This window comes from Enterobacter sp. RHBSTW-00901 (genome assembly GCF_014103115.1).
Classification (GTDB): Bacteria; Pseudomonadota; Gammaproteobacteria; order Enterobacterales; family Enterobacteriaceae; genus Enterobacter; species Enterobacter cloacae_P.
In genome coordinates this window covers 4,328,568-4,347,453 of the sequence record NZ_JABXPB010000001.1, presented here as the reverse complement: position 1 = coordinate 4,347,453, position 18,886 = coordinate 4,328,568, and the positions used below count along the sequence as shown (strand labels likewise).

Below are 18,886 nucleotides of genomic sequence, written 5' to 3'. Positions count from 1 at the left end.
TAACTTATTTTTAACTTAAAGTATCGTTTGTAGATATTTTTAGTTTCGAATGAAAGATGCGAGGTCGTTATGACGTTAACCTTTACCAGTGAAATTCTGCCTGCGGACCACAAAGCGGCGATCCGCCAGATGAAACGTGAGTTACGGGCGCAGATCGGCGACGTACAAGCGGTATTCGATCAACTCAGCGATAAAATTGCGACCCGCGTAGCGGAAATTAATGCGCTGAAAAATAAAGGCGAACCTGTCTGGCCAGTGATCCCGTTTGCTGACGTGAAAAACGGTACCATCACTGCAGAACAGCGCGAGGCGGTGAAACGCCGTGGCTGTGCGGTCATCAAAGGTCACTTCCCGCGCGAGCAGGCGCTGGCGTGGGATAACGCGATGCTCGACTACCTCGCTCTCAACCAGTTTGATGACGTCTATAAAGGGCCTGGCGATAACTTCTTCGGCACCTTAATGGCGTCTCGCCCGGAGATTTACCCGATCTACTGGTCGCAGGCACAAATGCAGGCGCGCCAGAGTGAAGAGATGGCCCAGGTACAATCATTCCTGAACCGTTTATGGACATTCGAGAGCAACGGCAAGCTATGGTTCAACCCGGATGTCAGCGTGATTTACCCGGATCGTATCCGCCGCCGCCCACCGGGAACCACGTCGAAAGGGCTTGGCGCGCATACCGATTCCGGCGCGCTGGAGCGCTGGCTGCTTCCGGCTTACCAGCAGGTGTTTGCCCGCGTCTTTGACGGTAATGTGGACAAATACGATCCGTGGAATGCCGCACACCGCACTGAAGTGGAAGAGTACACCGTGGATAACACCACCAGGTGCTCCGTGTTCCGCACTTTCCAGGGCTGGACGGCGCTGTCGGATATGATCCCGGATCAAGGTCTGTTGCACGTGGTGCCGATCCCGGAAGCGATGGCGTACATTCTGCTGCGTCCGCTGCTGGACGATGTGCCGGAAGATGAATTGTGTGGTGTTGCACCGGGTCGCGTGCTGCCGATTTCCGAAAAATGGCACCCGCTGTTAATCGAAGCGTTAACCAGCATTCCGGCACTGGAAGCGGGTGATTCGGTGTGGTGGCACTGCGATGTGATCCACTCCGTCGCACCGGTTGAAGATCAACAGGGCTGGGGCAACGTGATGTACATTCCTGCTGCGCCAATGTGTGAGAAAAACCTCGCCTACGCGAAGAAGGTAAAAGTCGCGCTGGAAACCGGCGCATCACCGGGTGATTTCCCGCGTGAAGATTATGAAAAAACCTGGCAGGATCGCTTTACCGTGAACGATCTGAACATCCACGGCAAGCGCGCGCTGGGCATGGCTTAACTGTCATATAGCCCTTCCCGCTCAACGGCGGTGCGTCGTTTCCCCTGACGTATCCGCCGTACGGACTCCCGTACGGTCAGCGTGCCATTAAGCAACAGCGTCCCTACTGGCGCATCCGGGCGCATCAGCCTCTGCTGGAGCATATGTACCGCTTCGGTACCCAGTTCATCACGCGGAACATGTACCGCGGTAAGCTGAACATCCTGGATCGCCGCCAGGTTGAACCCATCAATACTCATCACCGAGACATCCTGCGGCACGCGCAGCCCCTGCTTTTGTAACGCGCTGATAATACCCGCCGCCATAAAATCGCCACCGGCCAAAAAGGCCGTCGGTAAATCTTTCCCCTGCTTTTGGCTGAGCCAGTCGCTGACCAGTTGCTCCGTTTCACGTGCGCTGAAGCTTGGCACCACCAGCAGATCGCGTTTGTCATTGAGCTTCAGGTTGTGAGACTGCCATGCATCGCGGATCCCCGACAGGCGTAGCTCCATCGTGTAACGCCGCAGGCAAAGTACGTTCATCACCTCGCGGTGCCCCATTTCAAACAGGTATTCCGCCGCCCGCTCGCCAATAGCACGGTGATCGGGTGTGACGGCAGGCAGGCGCATGCGTCGGTCGCGGCAGTTAATCAGCATGCACGGTTTACCGACATCGACCGCCAGATCGTGGATATGCGGATCGTCGATACCAAGAAGAATAGCGGCCTGGGTGTCCTGTTCGTTCATGCGTGCCAGAAACAGTTGTGCGTCGCTGTCATTCTCTTCCAGCGCGCAATAGCGAAGGCGAACCTCATGTGAAGCAAGGCCTTTACTCACGCTCTGGATCACACGGTAGTAAAAGATGTCAGACCGCTCGTCAAAAGCCCGCTGAGGTGCAAAGACCACCAGACTATTGAGCAGCAGCCGACCAGCCGCCAGACCATCCATCACCCCCAGCTCGCGCGCGCATGTCAGCACTTTACTGCGCGCTTTCTCACTGGTGTTGGCTTTACCTGCCAGCACGCGGGAAACGGTGCTGATGGACAACTGCGTGCGGGCGGCAATTTCGGTAATTTTTAGCCTTTTGTCCATTTTGTGATCTGGCTCCATTTGCGAAATGACAAAATTTTCATAGCGTAACCATCAGGCAATTACTGATGTCACAGGCATCATGCCAAATAGCCGGCATCAGTTATGAGAAAATTTTCACAAAATTCACTATTTCCCGCTCATTTTCTCCCTTAAGGTGAACTTGTCACACAACTTCCATACTAGTTGCATACCAATTTGAAGCATTAAAACCGATAACTATCAAAGCCATAAAAATCTGTGTGACACCTGAAACAATTATTCCTTACCGATCGTCTTGTGGAGAGAGAAATGAGTCAGGACATCAATAACACGACAGAGGCAAGCAAACCGCGCCGCATTATTAAAAACCTGCGCTGGTACGTGCTGGTGCTGTTTTTACTTGGCGTGACCGTTAACTACATCACCCGAAATTCATTAGGGATCCTTGCGCCAGAGCTGAAAGACAGCCTGGGGATCACTACCGAACAATACTCCTGGATCATCGGCGCGTTCCAGATTGCCTACACCATTTTCCAGCCTCTGTGCGGCTGGCTGATTGACGTGATTGGCCTGAAGATTGGCTTCATGGTTTGCGCCGGGATCTGGGCACTGATGTGTATTTTCCATGCCGGAGCCGGAAGCTGGCTGCACCTCGCGATCCTGCGCTTCTTTATGGGTGCTTCAGAAGCTGCTGCCACACCAGCTAACGCTAAAACCATTGGTGAATGGTTCCCGAAATCAGAACGTCCTGTTGCGGCTGGCTGGGCAGGCGTGGGCTTCTCGGTGGGTGCGATGCTGGCACCGCCTATCATCTACTTCGCGCACGCTTCATTTGGCTGGCAGGGTGCGTTTATGTTTACCGGTGTGCTGGCACTGCTGTGGGTGATCCTGTGGTGGGTGTTCTATCACAACCCGGAACAGCACCCGAATCTGGGTAAAGAAGAGCTGACCTTTATCAAGCAGGATAACGAACCACCCGCGGTAAAACTGCCCTTCCTGACTGCGCTGAAAACCGTCTCAAAGAACAAACGTTTTTACGGTATCGCCATCCCGGCCTTTATGGCGGAACCGGCCTGGGCGGTGCTGAGCTTCTGGGTACCGCTGTATCTGGCGAAAGAACACGGCATGGATCTGAAGCAAATTGCGATGTTTGCCTGGCTGCCGTTCCTCGCCGCCGACCTCGGCAGCGTGGCGAGTGGTTACCTCACCCGCCTGTATACCCGTCTCTTCGGTTGCACCCGCGTAAACTCCGTGGTGGCCAGCTCCGTAACCGGCGCATTTCTGATGATCTCTTTAGGCGTAGTCGCCATTACCCGCGACCCGTATATCACCATCGTGCTGATTTCCATCGGCGGTTTCGGGCACCAGATCATCTCCTGCATGTTGAGCGCCCTGGTCGTGGAGTCGTTTGATAAAGGCCAGATGGCAACCGTTAACGGCATGCGCGGCTCGGCGGCATGGATCGCCAGCTTCCTGTTCTCTCTTTTGATTGGTGTTACCGCCGACACAATCGGCTTTAACCCGCTCTTTATTGCCATGGGTTTCTTTGACCTGATTGGCGCTGTTTTCCTGGTGGCATTTATTGCTGAACGTCGCGCCAAGCGCGCCTGATAGTGGATGTATTGCATATGAAAACCCTGAAAAACTGGACCGTAGATAAACAATCGGCAAACCATCTGGAACTGCTGGTCGATAACCAGCACCGTCTGTGTCTGTATGTGCTGGAAGAGAATCTGTTCCGCGTGCTGATTAAACGCAAAGGTGAACTGGCGCTCGACCGCACCTGGAGCATCGCACCGGAGCAGGATGTGCCGTGGGAAGGCCGTCGTCGCGACGACCTGAGCGGCTTCACCTGCCCGGCCTGGACGATGACGCAACAGGACAACGTGTTGACAGTGGCAACCGAACAGCTGCGCGTCACCGTACATCAGCCGCTGTGGCTGGAGTGGCACTACCGCAACGACGCGGGTGAATGGCAGCCGCTGGTGAATGACCGTCCGACAAGCGCCTATCTGCTGAACGCCCACGGCGACGGCGTGGCGCATTATCTGAGCCGTCGTAAGGACGAGCGATTCTACGGTCTGGGTGAAAAAGCGGGCGATCTGCAGCGCAACGGTAAACGCTATGAGATGCGTAACCTCGATGCGATGGGCTATAACGCGGTCAGCACCGATCCGCTGTACAAACATATTCCGTTCACCATTACCCGTCGCGACGACGTGAGCTACGGCCTGTTCTACGACAACCTGAGCAGTTGCTGGCTGGATCTGGGTAACGAAATTGATAACTACCATACGGCGTATCGTCGCTGGCAGGCGGAAGCCGGCGATATTGATTACTATATGTTCACCGGGAAAAAGGTCCTGGATATCACCAAAGCCTTCGTTCGTCTGACCGGGAAAACGCTGTTCGGACCCAAATGGAGCCTGGGCTACAGCGGTTCAACCATGCACTATACCGATGCGCCGGACGCGCAAAACCAGCTGATGAACTTTATTCGTCTGTGTGAAGAGCACGCCATCCCGTGTGATTCGTTCCAGCTTTCCTCCGGCTATACCTCAATCAACGGCAAGCGCTACGTCTTTAACTGGAACTACGACAAAGTGCCGCAGCCGAAAGTGATGAGCCAGGCGTTCCACGATGCAGGGCTGCGGCTTGCCGCGAACATCAAACCGTGCCTGCTACAGGATCACCCGCGCTATAACGAGGTGGCAGAAAAAGGGTTGTTTATTCGCGATTCAGAAGCGAACTCACCAGAACGTTCCAGCTTCTGGGATGACGAAGGTTCTCACCTCGACTTTACCAACCCACAGACGGTTCAATGGTGGCAGGAAGGCGTGACCACTCAGTTGTTGGAGATGGGGATAGACTCCACCTGGAACGATAACAACGAATTTGAAGTGTGGGATGGAGAGGCCCGTTGCTTTGGTTTCGGCCAGGAAATCGCCATCAAACACATCCGGCCGGTCATGCCGCTGCTGATGATGCGTGCATCAATGGAAGCGCAGCAGCGCTTTGCCCCGGAAAAACGTCCGTACCTGATCTCCCGCTCCGGTTGCGCCGGGATGCAGCGCTACGTTCAGACCTGGAGCGGCGACAACCGTACCAACTGGGATACTTTGCGCTATAACACCCGTATGGGTGTAGGAATGAGCCTTTCAGGACTGTTTAACGTCGGTCATGATGTCGGTGGTTTCTCCGGTGATAAGCCTGATGCCGAGCTGTTCGTGCGCTGGGTACAGAACGGCGTGATGCATCCGCGCTTTACCATTCACTCGTGGAACGACGACCACACGGTGAACGAGCCGTGGATGTATCCGGGCGTCACACCAGCCATTCGCGGTGCGATTGAGCTGCGGTATCGTCTGCTGCCGTATCTCTACACCCTGCTCTGGCAGGCGCATGTCGACGATGAACCGATGCTGCGTCCGACCTTCCTTGACCACGAACACGATATTCAGACTTTTGAAGAGTGTGACGATTTCCTGCTCGGCCGCGACGTACTGGTCGCAAGCGTGGTGGAAGCCGGCCAGCGCGAGCGCCGCGTCTGGCTGCCGGATAACGAAACCGGCTGGTACGATTTTTACACCCACGAGTGGTTCTCCGGCGGCCAGTGGATTGTTCGTGACGCCCCGCTGGAAAAATTGCCGCTGCTGGTCCGCGCCGGTGCGGGTCTGCCGCTCAGCGAACGTATCACCCATGTGAGCGCTGAAAAAGATGATACCCGCGAGCTGAAATTGTTCCCGGTGAGCGGTGTCGGCTCCACATTCGGCTTGCTGTTTGAAGACGACGGTGAAAGCTGGGGCTACCAGAAAGGGAACGCACTGTGGGTCGAGTGGGAAATGGAATGCAATGCCACGACCATTAACCTGAAGGTGAAATCACGCGGGGATTATCGTCCGGCGTGGAAGGCACTGAAGGTATCGTTACCGGCGGGGGAAAAGCGCAAGCTGCTGGTGAATGGTGAAGAAAGGTGTGATTGGGTGGTGTAGTGCGGCCTGATGCCCTCACCCTGACCCTCTCCCGCAGGGAGAGGGAACAGAACGTAGGCCCGGTAAGCGTAGCGCCACCGGGCTTTTTTTAGCCGTCGATACCTTTGCTACGCAGATAATCTTCGTAATTACCGGTGAAGTCCACCACGCGCTCTGGCGTAATTTCAATCACACGGGTTGCCAGCGAGCTGACAAACTCACGGTCGTGAGACACGAACACCAGCGTTCCCTGATACATTTCCAGCGCCATGTTCAGCGATTCGATAGATTCCATATCCAGGTGGTTGGTTGGTTCGTCCATCACCAGGATATTGGGTTTTTCCATCATCAGCTTACCGAACAGCATACGGCCCTTCTCACCACCGGAGAGCACTTTAGCAGGCTTTTTGATGTCGTCCTGGCTGAACAGCAGACGACCCAGAATGCTACGTACCGCCTGCTCATCGTCGCCTTCCTGCTTCCACTGGCTCATCCAGTCGAAGACGGTCAGGTCGTTTTCGAACTCGTACTCGTGATCCTGCGCGTAGTAACCAATCTGCGCGTTTTCAGACCATTTAACGGTACCGTTATCCGGCTGCAGTTCGCCCACCAGGGTTTTCAGCATAGTGGATTTACCCACGCCGTTAGCCCCCAGAATGGCAATCTTCTCGCCCACTTCCAGCAGCAGGTTGAAGTTTTTAAACAGCGGGCCATTTTCGAAGCCTTTTGCCAGGGCTTCCACTTCCAGCGCATTACGGAACAGTTTCTTATCCTGCTCGAAGCGGATAAACGGGTTCTGGCGGCTGGAGGCTTTAACTTCGTCAAGTTTGATCTTGTCAATCTGACGGGCACGAGAGGTTGCCTGACGTGATTTAGAGGCGTTCGCACTAAAGCGGCTAACGAAGGATTGCAGATCCGCAATCTGCGCTTTCTTCTTGGCGTTATCGGCCAGCAGACGTTCACGCGCCTGGGTTGCCGCCGTCATGTATTCGTCGTAGTTACCCGGATAAACGCGCAGCTCGCCGTAGTCCAGATCCGCCATGTGCGTACAGACCATGTTCAGGAAGTGACGGTCGTGCGAGATGATGATCATGGTGCTATCACGCTCGTTCAGCGTCTGCTCCAGCCAACGAATGGTGTCGATATCCAGGTTGTTCGTTGGTTCGTCGAGCAGCAGGATATCCGGGTTGGAGAACAGCGCCTGTGCCAGAAGAACACGCAGTTTCCAGCCCGGAGCAACTTCGCTCATCGGACCGTAATGTTGTTCAACCGGGATCCCTACGCCCAGCAGCAGCTCGCCCGCACGCGCTTCCGCAGAGTAGCCATCCATTTCGCCATACAGCACTTCAAGGTCAGCCACTTTGTAGCCATCCTCTTCGCTCATTTCGGCCAGCGCGTAGATGCGATCGCGCTCCTGCTTCACTTCCCACAGCTCCGCGTGCCCCATGATCACGGTGTCGAGCACGGTGAATTCTTCAAAGGCGAACTGATCCTGACGCAGCTTACCAATACGCTCGTTTGGATCGAGCGACACGTTGCCGAGCGTCGGCTCTAAGTCACCACCGAGGATCTTCATAAAGGTGGATTTACCGCTACCGTTGGCACCAATCAGGCCGTAACGGTTGCCGCCGCCAAATTTGACGGAAATGTTTTCGAACAGCGGCTTACTGCCAAACTGCATAGTGACGTTGCTGGTAACTAACACGGGGAGATTCCTGCGAAAAGTGTGATAAACACGGCATTATGCCACAATTCCGAAATGAGATCCCGTATTGCAACTCTCCACTAAACTTTAACAAAAGCGAAAAAAGTGTGATTTCGTACACATCTGAATTCCCTGTTAGTGGGAATGCACATATAATGCGCTCCCATCACAGACTCAGACTTATCAACTAATCGCCAGAGTGGCTCAGATACCTCGCACAACATGAACATGAAATTAACAACGCTTTTTGCGGCGGCGTTTGCCGTAGTAGGTTTTTGTAAAACCGCGTCTGCGGTGACTTATCCCCTGCCGACAGACGGAAGCCGTCTGGTAGGTCAAAACCAGGTTGTCACCGTTGAAGAAGGCAACACCCAGCCACTGGAGTATTTTGCTGCGCAGTACCAGCTTGGCCTGTCCAACATGCTGGAAGCTAACCCGGGCGTTGACCCGTATCTGCCAAAAGCCGGTACGGTTCTGAATATCCCTCAGCAGCTGATCCTGCCCGATACCGTTCATGAAGGTATCGTGATCAACAGCGCGGAAATGCGTCTCTATTACTACCCGAAAGGCACCAACACCGTCATCGTGCTGCCAATCGGTATCGGCCAGTTGGGCAAAGACACCCCGCTGAACTGGACGACCAAAGTTGAGCGTAAGAAAGCCGGCCCAACCTGGACGCCAACCGCGAAAATGCACGCCGAGTACATTGCTGCGGGCGAACCACTGCCAGCCGTTGTGCCAGCAGGCCCGGATAACCCAATGGGTCTGTATGCCCTGTACATTGGCCGTCTGTATGCCATCCACGGTACCAACGCCAACTTCGGTATCGGCCTGCGCGTAAGCCACGGCTGTGTGCGTCTGCGTAACGATGACATCAAGTTCCTGTTCGATAACGTGCCAGTAGGTACACGCGTCCAGTTCATCAACGAACCGGTGAAAGCGACCTCTGAGCCGGATGGCAGCCGTTACATTGAAGTGCACAACCCGCTGTCCACCAGCGAAGACCAGATCAACAACAACGAAACCGTACCGGTTACGCTGAACAGCGCGGTGAAGTCCGTGACGTCTCAGGCTGATGTCGATACCACTGTTGTTGACCAGGCCGTTCAGAACCGCTCTGGTATGCCAGTACGTTTAAACTAATTACACACGCTTACCCATTAAGACCCCGATACATCGGGGTCTTATTTTATCCAGCGCCTTACCCTCATTCTGTCTAAAAAGCAATTATTGCTATAATCCCTTTCAAGCCACTTTCTGTTAAGTCAGCAGGGTTACATCTTTTCAACCAGGTGTTATGATGCACGAGCCTATAAAATCAGTTTTTTCTGCATTTATAGGGTCGTATATTCTTTCTGGAGCACACTTAGTTCAATGATCAGTATTAACTTAACAACAACGAAATCGCGCCTTTATCTCTGTTCGCAAACAGTGTGGTCACTGGCGAACCAGAGTACCAAGGTCGATCAAATTGTTGTGTGGGTTTCCAGTACACCTTATCTCAGTGACGAAGGCATCACTGAAGAGCCTGCATGGGCTGAGAAAATACGCCAGACCGGAACTCATTTGGTTTTTAAATGGGTCAAAAACACCGGGCCTTACCGAAAATTGTTCCCGGCACTACAGGTCGCGGCCGAAGACGATATTCTGATCTACGCCGACGATGACGCCATCTATAACGAAATTTGGGCGGAAACGCTTCTGGACGATTTTTATCGCCACAATCAGGAGTATGTGGTGGCTGCCCGCGTGCGTAAAACGGTAAAGAAGAAAAAAGAACTTCTTGATACCTATCGTAATTTCCCGCTCATTACCGTGCCGAAAGTGGTCGAACGGGACTATATTATCACCGGTCTTGGCGGTGTGGTGCTCAAGAAAAAGATGATCCCGGAATATTTTCATTTCAACGAAGATTTCCTGACCGTCTGTCCGCGTGCAGACGATATTTGGATCAGTAAACTTATTCAGTTAACAAAAACACCTGTTTATGTTTCGGCGCAAAGCATTCGATTTGTCCATGAAATAATCCATGACTACGGATTATCCCGTGACAATACCAGCAAAATAAAACGTTCACTGCTCCAGAAAATACGTTTTACGTTTAAGCCCGGGCAAATTCACTATCTGTGCCAGAATGATGTCTATATAAAAGACACCGACAGTTACTTCGAGTCGTGCGCCTGATCGCCTGATTACCCGTTATTCACGATCACAATTCCGCCGTGGTCGTAACGATAATGACAATGCGCATACTCCAGCGGTGTGCCATCTTCCAGATAGATCACCTGCTCCACCTCCAGAACCGGATCGCTGTGCTCACAGACCAGGTGTTGCATATCCAGCGCATTTGGTTTTAGTGCCCGCACCACCCGGTAAGACCCCATGATTTTGAGCCCCAGCGTCTCCTGCACATAGCGGAACACCGAGCTTTCAAGGTGACTTTTGTTCAGGCCCGGCACCAGGTTGAGCGGCATAACGGTTGAATCCAGCGACATCGGCTCACCGTTGAGCAGACGCAGGCGAATGAAGTCGTAGATCGGCGTATCCGCGTTAATCATCAGCGAAGACTGCTCTTTCTCATTGGGAAAACGTAGCTCGAAATGCACCACCTGGCTGGATACCGTGCCCAGATGTTCCCAGGTTTTTGTGGCACCAAAGTAGTCGCTGCCGGAAAGATCCCACTGGGAAAGCTGCAGGAAATTTTTGCGGATAAACGTCCCCTGCCCCTGGCGGGTATACACCAGCCCTTCAACAATCAGCTGGCGCATCGCCTGCTGAATGGTCATCCGGCTGGTGCTGAATTCCGCTGCCAGGGCAAACTGATCCGGCAGCGGTTCGTTGGCGGTATATTGCTGGCTGATAATGCGTTTCTTAATTTCCCGCGCTATGGTGATGTACTTCGCCGCCATCGTCCTTCCTTTCTGTTAGTTTTCTATCCCGCTGTTTTTTAATGCCACTCTCTCGGCAATTTTGAGGAAAGGCAGGTAGAAGAATACACCAAATATAATGATTGCCAACTGCACCACCACTGCCCGCCAGTCGCCCGCCGTCGCCAGCCAGGCGCTCAGGATCGGAGGGGTCGTCCACGGGATCATCACCACGCAGCGCGACATTAACCCCAGCGTGGTACAGAGCCAGGCAAAGTAAATACCGATGGCAGGTAGCAGCACAAACGGGATCATCAGCGGCAGGTTAAAGACAATCGGTAAACCGAAGATAACCGGTTCGTTGATGTTGAACAGGCCTGGAGCCAGCGATAAACGGGCCACCTGTTTTGCTGATTTTTGCCGCGAGAAGATAAAGATCGCCAGCAACAAGGAGATAGTGCTGCCAGTGCCACCCACCATGCCAAACGTCGGTACGAAGATGTTATTGATAATATGCGGGATCGGCTGACCATTCGCGAAGGCCAGCATATTCTCATTGGTGTTAATCAGCAGGAACGGTTCCAACACCACGCTGTTCACCACCGACTGATGGATCCCCAGCGTGAACAGGAAGTTACCAAAGCTGTAGATAAAAATCGTCCCCGGCAGGCTGGTATTGATAAGCCTGAGCGGCTGCTGGATAAAGGTTGTGATGAGATGGATCAGATCCGTATGCAGCACGTTCGCCAGTACCGCCGCCAGCACGGCAAATAAAGAGAGCGTGAGGATTGTTGGGATCAGCGCGGTAAACGATTTGCTCACCGCCGGGGGGACGTTTTCACCCAGCGAAATATGCAATGCTTTCAGCCGGGAAATGGCGATAAACAACTCCGTCGACAGCAACCCAATCAACACCCCGGCGAAAATTCCGGTAGAGCCGATATTGGCGAACGTCAGTACCTGGGTGACATTCACCGTGGTGTCACTGCCGACGGGTGTGAGCTGTAAACGCATCGGCATCATAATAATAAAACTGCTGACAGCGATAACCACTGCCGAGACCGGATTGTCGAAATCTTTGTTACGCGCCAGTGACCAGGCAATCATCGGGGCCAGCAACAACGCGGCAATATTCAGCGTACCGTTGATAATGGCCTCGCCCCACACTTTAAACTGCGTCAGCGTGTCGCCTGCAAAAACCCACGGAAAGACCACGTTGTTCACCAGCACCGCCAGACCGGCGAGGATGAAAATCGGCATCACCGTGGCGAAGGCATCGCGCAGGGAGCGAAGATGCACCTGGTTTGCCAGGCGCGCCGAAAACTCAACAAATCTGTCAACAAAGGACTGCATATTCGGTGTTATTTTTGTTTCAGACATAGCGGATATTTCCCATCAATCAGTCACAAAAACGGCCCGGCAGCGTACGGCTTACATTTCGCGTCCGTTGGTATGGATAACCTGTTTCAGCCACGCGTAGCTCTTCTTCGGCACACGTTTCAGGTCTTTCAGGTCATGGTTTTCACGGTTGACATAGACCACGCCGTAGCGCTTACGCATGTCTCCCTGTGAGCTAAGAATGTCGATTAAGCCCCAGCCGAGATAGCCAATCACCTCTGCGCCATCCTCAACCATCGCGGCTTTCATGGCATCAATGTGCGCCCGGTGGTAGTCGATACGGTAAGTATCCTCGATCGGGTTCACACCGTCCCAGGACTCAATCACCCCGATACCGTTTTCAATCGGGAATACCGGCATCCGCCAGTCGTTGTAGTAGCGGGTAATGATGGTGCGAAAGCCCAGCGGATCGATCTGCCAGTTCCACTCGGTCGCTTTAAGGTAAGGGTTATTTTTCTCGCCGTGCAGCAGGTAATCGTTAACCGGCGTACCTTCCGGAATAGCATCACTGTCCAGCGTTTTGCTGGCGTAATAGCTAAAGGCCATAAAGTCATTCCTGGTACGCCCCAGCAGGGCAAGATCTTCGGCCCGGTAGATATCACCAAAGCCCTCCTGTTCCACCACCGCCATCACCGCCGGACTGTAGCCCTGACCGGCAAAGACACGCAGCAGGTTCTGATTGAGAAACTCGTCATATTGTTGCGCACAGAAGATATCGCGCGGTTTGCAGGTGGTCGGGTAAATCAGCTGGTGCGCCAGCATACCGCCCATCAGCTGACCCGGTCTGGTCTGGTGCAGATACCCGGTCAGCGCCATGTGCGCCACCATCGTATGGTGCTGTAGCTCATACAGCTCGCGCAGGGTTTTCTCGCCTTTCATGTAGCCGGAAATGCGAAACGCTTCCGGCATATGGAAGATGTTCTGTTCGTTGAAGGTCAACCAGTACTTCACGCGATCACCGTAGCAGTCGATCATCTTTTTACCGTAGCGGATAAAGGCGTCCATCACCCGACGATCGTTAAAACCGTTGTACTCCTGCGCCAGTGCCAGCGGCATATCGAAATGGTAGAGGCAGATCATCGGCTCAATACCGCGGGCGATCAGATCGTTGATAAAGCGGTCATAAAACGCGATGCCTTCATCGTTGAAATCCCCGTCACCCTGCGGACAGACGCGGCTCCAGGCTATCTGAAAGCGGTAGCAGTTCATGCCCAGATCCTGCATCAGATCGAAATCTTCCCGATAGCGGTGGTAGGAGTCGGTCGCCACCTTCCAGTCGGAGATGTTTTCCCCGGCTTCGCGAATGTCGTACACCGACATCCCCTTTCCCCCCTCGTTCCATGCCCCTTCCGTCTGCATGCTGGATACCGAATTACCCCATAAAAAGTTGACTGGCAGTGATTGGTTCATGGTTTCTCCCTATATGACTAGTCATTTAAATTTCATGACTAGTCATATAAGCGAAGATGAAAAATCAATCAAAGAGAAGGATCGTTTTTTGTGAGATGGGCAGAAAAAAAGCCCTGGTAAGCGAAGCCCACCGGGGAAAAGAAGGGTTACTGCTGTGCTAACTGATTACGACGATATTCGCCCTGTCGCTCCAGCATCCAGCCCGGATATTCCCGTGGCAGTGCGCTCACAGCATCAAGTTGTTTAAGTTCTTCTTCGCTTAACCGGATCCCGGTTGCGGCAATGTTGTCATCCAGCTGGTCGACTCGTTTCGCGCCAATGATCACACTGCTGACCACTTTCTGATGCAGCAGCCACGCCAGCGCGATCTGTGCAACGGAAACGCCTTTGCTTTCGGCAATGGTGCGCATCACGTCAACACAGTCGAAGGCACGCTCTTTCTCCACAGGCGGGAAGTCAAACTCCTGGCGACGTCCACCGGCTTCGCTCTGGCCGTCGCGGTCATATTTTCCGCTCAGCAGGCCACCCGCCAGCGGGCTCCAGACCATCAGCCCGACACCTTCGCTCTGCATCATCGGCACCAGCTCGCGCTCCAGGTCACGACCGGCAATGGTGTAATACGCCTGCAAAGAGGCAAAACGTGCCAGCCCAAGACGCTCGGAAATGCCCAGCGCTTTGACAATCTGCCATGCCGCCCAGTTAGAGACGCCGATATAACGCACGTGGCCGTGCTGCACCAGGTTATCCAGCGCATAAAGCGTCTCTTCGATGGGCGTCGCGGGGTCAAATCCGTGTAGCTGGTAGAGATCGATATGATCAAGCTGCAGGCGACGCAGGCTCTCTTTCACGCTGCTGATAATGTGATAGCGTGAGCTGCCGCGTGAGTTCACGCCCGCCGTACCGGTCTCGCCAAACACTTTAGTGGCGACAACAACATTTTCACGCGGGATCTTCAGGTTTTTCAGCGCCTGCCCGGTGATCTCCTCCGAGCGACCTTCTGAATAGACGTTCGCGGTATCGATGAAATTGATCCCGGCATCCAGCGCGCGACCCACCAGCTGCTCGGCTTCACGTTGCTGCAGCTGGCCAATCTTGCCCCACATGCCACCTTCACCGCCGAATGTCATGGTGCCGAGGCACAGTTCAGAAACAAACAAACCGGTATTGCCGAGTTTTTGATAACGCATAAGACATTCCTCGCATTTTGTTTGATGAGTGCCTGATAGTTATACCCGCCCCTCAGCGAACGCGAATGTGGCGTTTCTGTCCGTTTCTTGCCCAATCCTCTGAATCTTTTTCCATGCAGGGTTTGACAGTTCATTACAGGAGACGGCTATACGAGAAGGAATAAACCGAAACCAGCCGCCACAGCCCAAACCAGCATCGGGAGTGACCATAAATGGAAGCGCCACCAGATACGGCGGTCATTCGCCATTCGCAGGGCAATCAGGTTGGCAAGCGAACCGGGGAGTAACCCAAATCCACCGATATTAACCGCCCAGGACAGCAGCGTGTCAGGGGGAACATAGTTGAGCAGTAAGATGGTCGAGGGAACGTTACTGATAAACTGCGACAGGCCAATCGCCGCCAGCCACAGCCCCGGCTGCGACAGGCTACTGACGCCATGCAGAACGTTTTGCAGCACCGGAAGCTGGATAAGCAAATGGACATCAATAAACATGGCTATAAAAACCAGTAACAATGTCCAGTCAACGCTCACCAGCACGCGTCTTGCGAGGAACAGGAATCCGCAGGCCACCAGTAACACCCCAGCCAGTTCCTGTTTCAACTCCAGTGCCGTGAGGAAGACGATATAAAGGCCCAGACAACTCCAGACCAGACGAGGCAGCCATTCCGGACCCGGGGTTCCGCTATGGTACTGCAGTTTTGTATCGGGGAACGCCAGCCAGCAGACCACCAGCAGCGAAAGCACCATCACCAGCGCCAGCGGTGCCATTTGCCAGGTAAAAGCGGCAAACGACAGGCCTGAGCGACCCCAGAGAAGAATGTTTTGCGGGTTACCGATGGGTGTCAGAAGCGAACCGGCATTCACGGCCAGTGCCTCAAAGATGATCAGGCGGGAGACCGGGATCTCGCAGAGCCTCCGCAGCGTGAGCGTCAGCGGCACCACAATGAACAGCGCCACATCGTTAGTCAGGAAGGTGGACAATACCGCAGCGGAAAAGACCATAAACAGGGCCAGTTTGCGCTCAGTGGCAAAGCGGCGCACCATTTTACGCCCCAGTACATCAAAGTAACCGCTCAGTTCCACCCCTTTGGTGAGCATCATTAAGCCGCTCAGGGTAATTATCGTACGCCAGTCAATTACCGCAGGCCAGGTCTGTGGCGCGAACGGTACAAAAGCACTCAGCCCTGCACCAATAATTAATAAAAGATGAAAAAAACGATCGCGAGCCAGTGCCTGGAGTCCGGGAAGCCTCATTCTGCAGAAATCCCGGCGTTGAGTGTAAATTCGCGGAATTTCGCCAGCGTCTCTTCACTGACATGGTGCTCTATTCCTTCCGCATCACGACGGGCAATTTCCGGGCTGACGCCCAGCACCAGCAAAAAATGCTCGACGATTTGATGGCGCTCGCGGCTCTCCTGCGCCAGCTTTTCCCCTTCCGGCGTCAGGAATACACCGCGCCAGGGGATCATTTCAATTAAGCCCACAGATGCCAGCCGTTTTAACATCTTGGCAACGGTGGGTTGCGAGACACCCAACCTGGCCGCCATATCAACCTGACGGGCTTCTCCCACTTCACGGATCAAATCGGAAATCAGCTCGACATAATCATCGATCAGTTCACGCCGGTGCGCTTCACGTACCTGGCGAAAACCTTCGACATGTTCTTCGACATTCACCAGTTGCGTCGTTTTTATTATTGTTGGCTTACCTGCGCGACGGTTCATTGCACTTCCTCAGTAGGGTGACGCTTCCAGCGCCCGGAATCGAGAACACACATTGTAAACCATCACTTCACAAGCACAAAAAATTAACGAAATAGCCATAGCTATAAAATATAGCCTGTGCTATATCTGTACGTAATGCAGTCACCTTTCACGGATCGAAGGGGTCAAAAATCAGGAGGTCTTATGAATGAATTCAAGAGGTGTATGACCGTGTTTACTCACTCTCCTTTTAAAGTACGCTTAATGCTGCTGAACATGCTGTGCGATATGTTTAGTCAGAAACCGCATCAGGACGATAAACCTTCCCACTAAGCGGCGTCGCGGTACGCCGCTTCATTTTTCCGTCATAATTCTTCCGTAAACTGGCTCCAGGCCGCGTAATTCCCGATCTTTTTCACGGATTTGCAATCCCCTTCGCAAAACATCTGCTTAGCAACTGTTGACCTTAGTTAACGCTCGCACTATCTTCTTGCTGCCCTGCACAATTTGCGGCTCGCTGAAGCGGACCCTCATTCCCTCTCCACGCACTGTCAGGCAGGTTTTGACCCTCGACGCCAGGGTGAGCACATGGCGTTTTCATGCATGATAGTGACCTATGAATTTAACCCTGAAAGAAACACTTGTTACCCGCAGCCGGGCCTTAAGCCCGTGGACGGGGTTCTACTTTCTGCAATCGTTGCTGATTAACTTTGCGCTGGGCTATCCTTTTAGCCTGCTCTACACCGCGGCCTTCACCTGCATACTGCATTTACTGTGGCGGAGCGCTCCGTGCGTGCAGAAAACGTTAATCGGGCTCTGTTCGCTGGTCGCCGCCTTCTATTTCCCGTTTGGCCAGGCCTATGGCGCGCCAAACTTTAATACCTTGCTGGCACTACACTCGACCAATATGGAAGAGTCGACAGAGATCCTGACGATCTTCCCGTGGTACAGCTATGTGGTTGCCCTGTTCATCTTCGCGCTTGGCGTTATTGCCGTTCGCCGCAAAGCGGAAGAGAAAAAAACATGGAGCAAAATTGAACACCTGTGTCTGGTATTCAGTATCGCCACTATTTTTGTCGCCCCCGTGCAAAATCTTGCCTGGGGAGGTGTATTTAAGCTGAAAGATACCGGCTATCCGGTATTCCGTTTTGTAAAAGACGTCGTCGTCAACAATCAAGAGGTTCTCGACGAACAGGCACGCATGGCCGAGCTTTCCACGATGAAAGACACCTGGAACGTGCTGGCCGTAAAACCGAAGTACCACACCTATGTCGTGGTGATCGGCGAAAGCGCACGCCGCGATGCGATGGGCGCGTTTGGCGGACACTGGGACAACACGCCGTTTGCGAGTACGGTCAATGGCACCCTGTTTACCGATTATGTGGCGGCCAGCGGCTCGACGCAGAAATCACTTGGCCTGACGCTGAACCGCGTGGTCGATGGTAAACCGCAGTACCAGGATAACTTTGTCACTCTGGCTAACCGTGCAGGTTTCCAGACATGGTGGTTCTCCAACCAGGGTCAAATTGGCGAATACGATACGGCCATCGCCAGTATTGCAAAGCGTGCCGATGAAGTGCAGTTCCTGAAAAACGGTGATTTCCAGGCCGATAAAAACACCAAAGATGAAGCGTTGCTGAAAATGACGTCTCAGGTCTTTGCCACTCAGCATACCCAGCCTCAGTTGATTGTTCTGCATCTGATGGGCTCACACCCGCAGGCATGCGATCGCACGCAGGGAAAATACGCTGAGTTCGTGCAATCCAGAGAGACCTCATGCTACCTCTATACCATGACGCAAACCGATGATTTGCTCAGCAAGCTGTACGACCAGCTCCGCAATACTGGCAACAGTTTCTCGCTGGTCTATTTCTCGGATCACGGGCTGGCGTTTAAGGAACGTGGCAAAGAGGTACAGTACCTGGCCCATGATGACCAGTTCCAGCAGAACTTCCAGGTGCCGTTTATGGTGCTGTCGAGTGATGACAAAACGCACCGCATCATCAAAGCGCGTCGTTCCGCGAATGATTTCCTGGAATTCTTCTCGCAGTGGACGGGGATTACTGCGGAACAGATTAAAAATAGTTACCCGTTTGTCTCAGGTAAGAAGGCTCCCCCAGTTTACATTACCAACTTCAAGTTACAGAAAGTTGACTATACCCATCTGGGAACGGATGTATTCGATATAAAGAGTAAGTGACATCTTCCACAAGCCCAAAAGGCTGCACGGACGCCCCCCCTCTCCTCTTTGGGGAGAGGACT

The 18,886-nt window shown here is 53.5% G+C and carries 15 protein-coding genes; 7 read left to right on the top strand and 8 right to left on the bottom strand.

Translation table 11 applies throughout. The features are described 5' to 3' along the window. Positions 1–69: 69 nt before the first annotated feature. Entirely contained in the window at positions 70–1,332 is a 1,263-nt protein-coding gene (locus tag HV318_RS20940; protein ID WP_182274242.1) for a DUF1479 domain-containing protein, read from the top strand. On the opposite strand, the gene HV318_RS20935 is transcribed toward HV318_RS20940, so the two are convergent. Next, positions 1,329–2,402 carry a LacI family DNA-binding transcriptional regulator gene (locus tag HV318_RS20935; RefSeq protein WP_182274241.1) on the bottom strand — a complete coding sequence of 358 codons (1,074 nt, stop codon included), beginning with the start codon at positions 2,400–2,402 and terminating at the stop codon, positions 1,329–1,331. The two genes, HV318_RS20940 and HV318_RS20935, sit on opposite strands and share 4 nt — an antisense overlap. A gap of 288 nt (positions 2,403–2,690) precedes the next feature. Between HV318_RS20935 and HV318_RS20930 the strand changes: the two genes are divergently transcribed. Continuing rightward, positions 2,691–3,992: an MFS transporter gene (locus tag HV318_RS20930; RefSeq protein ID WP_182274240.1), complete on the top strand. Its 1,302-nt coding sequence runs from the start codon at positions 2,691–2,693 to the stop codon at positions 3,990–3,992. A 17-nt stretch (positions 3,993–4,009) separates the two neighbouring features. Continuing rightward, a complete protein-coding gene (locus HV318_RS20925; RefSeq protein ID WP_182274239.1) occupies positions 4,010–6,373 on the top strand; it encodes a glycoside hydrolase family 31 protein in 2,364 nt (787 codons plus the stop codon). An 88-nt stretch (positions 6,374–6,461) separates the two neighbouring features. Here HV318_RS20925 and HV318_RS20920 read toward each other — a convergent pair whose 3' ends face one another. After that, positions 6,462–8,057 carry an ABC-F family ATPase gene (locus tag HV318_RS20920; RefSeq protein WP_182274238.1) on the bottom strand — a complete coding sequence of 532 codons (1,596 nt, stop codon included), beginning with the start codon at positions 8,055–8,057 and terminating at the stop codon, positions 6,462–6,464. A 222-nt stretch (positions 8,058–8,279) separates the two neighbouring features. Between HV318_RS20920 and ldtB the strand changes: the two genes are divergently transcribed. Together ldtB and HV318_RS20910 are read left to right on the top strand one after the other, a co-directional pair. Then, the gene (gene ldtB, locus HV318_RS20915) at positions 8,280–9,200 is read left to right on the top strand and encodes a L,D-transpeptidase LdtB (RefSeq protein ID WP_182274237.1); all 921 of its coding nucleotides are present in this window, start codon (positions 8,280–8,282) and stop codon (positions 9,198–9,200) included. 231 nt (positions 9,201–9,431) lie between these two features. Beyond that, the gene (locus HV318_RS20910; protein ID WP_182274236.1) at positions 9,432–10,241 is read left to right on the top strand and encodes a hypothetical protein; all 810 of its coding nucleotides are present in this window, start codon (positions 9,432–9,434) and stop codon (positions 10,239–10,241) included. Positions 10,242–10,249: 8 nt separating this feature from the next. Here HV318_RS20910 and HV318_RS20905 read toward each other — a convergent pair whose 3' ends face one another. From HV318_RS20905 to mntR, 6 genes are all read right to left on the bottom strand, one after another. Next, entirely contained in the window at positions 10,250–10,966 is a 717-nt protein-coding gene (locus HV318_RS20905; protein ID WP_182274235.1) for a GntR family transcriptional regulator, read from the bottom strand. Positions 10,967–10,981: 15 nt separating this feature from the next. After that, positions 10,982–12,304 (bottom strand): PTS sugar transporter subunit IIC, encoded by a 1,323-nt coding sequence (locus HV318_RS20900; protein WP_182274234.1) that lies wholly within the window; start codon positions 12,302–12,304, stop codon positions 10,982–10,984. 51 nt (positions 12,305–12,355) lie between these two features. Next, positions 12,356–13,732 (bottom strand): glycoside hydrolase family 1 protein, encoded by a 1,377-nt coding sequence (locus HV318_RS20895; RefSeq protein ID WP_182274233.1) that lies wholly within the window; start codon positions 13,730–13,732, stop codon positions 12,356–12,358. Positions 13,733–13,878: 146 nt separating this feature from the next. After that, entirely contained in the window at positions 13,879–14,919 is a 1,041-nt protein-coding gene (locus HV318_RS20890; protein ID WP_182274232.1) for an aldo/keto reductase, read from the bottom strand. Positions 14,920–15,065: 146 nt separating this feature from the next. Then, positions 15,066–16,175 (bottom strand): SLC13 family permease, encoded by a 1,110-nt coding sequence (locus tag HV318_RS20885; protein WP_182274231.1) that lies wholly within the window; start codon positions 16,173–16,175, stop codon positions 15,066–15,068. Beyond that, on the bottom strand, positions 16,172–16,645 hold the full coding sequence (gene mntR / locus HV318_RS20880) for a manganese-binding transcriptional regulator MntR (RefSeq protein ID WP_182274230.1): 474 nt from the start codon (positions 16,643–16,645) through the stop codon (positions 16,172–16,174). The genes HV318_RS20885 and mntR overlap by 4 nt, the downstream gene beginning before the upstream one ends. A gap of 183 nt (positions 16,646–16,828) precedes the next feature. Between mntR and mntS the strand changes: the two genes are divergently transcribed. Continuing rightward, the gene (mntS, locus tag HV318_RS20875) at positions 16,829–16,957 is read left to right on the top strand and encodes a manganase accumulation protein MntS (protein WP_182274229.1); all 129 of its coding nucleotides are present in this window, start codon (positions 16,829–16,831) and stop codon (positions 16,955–16,957) included. Positions 16,958–17,240: 283 nt separating this feature from the next. Continuing rightward, the gene (locus HV318_RS20870; protein WP_182274228.1) at positions 17,241–18,824 is read left to right on the top strand and encodes a phosphoethanolamine transferase; all 1,584 of its coding nucleotides are present in this window, start codon (positions 17,241–17,243) and stop codon (positions 18,822–18,824) included. The last annotated feature ends 62 nt before the right edge of the window (positions 18,825–18,886 follow it).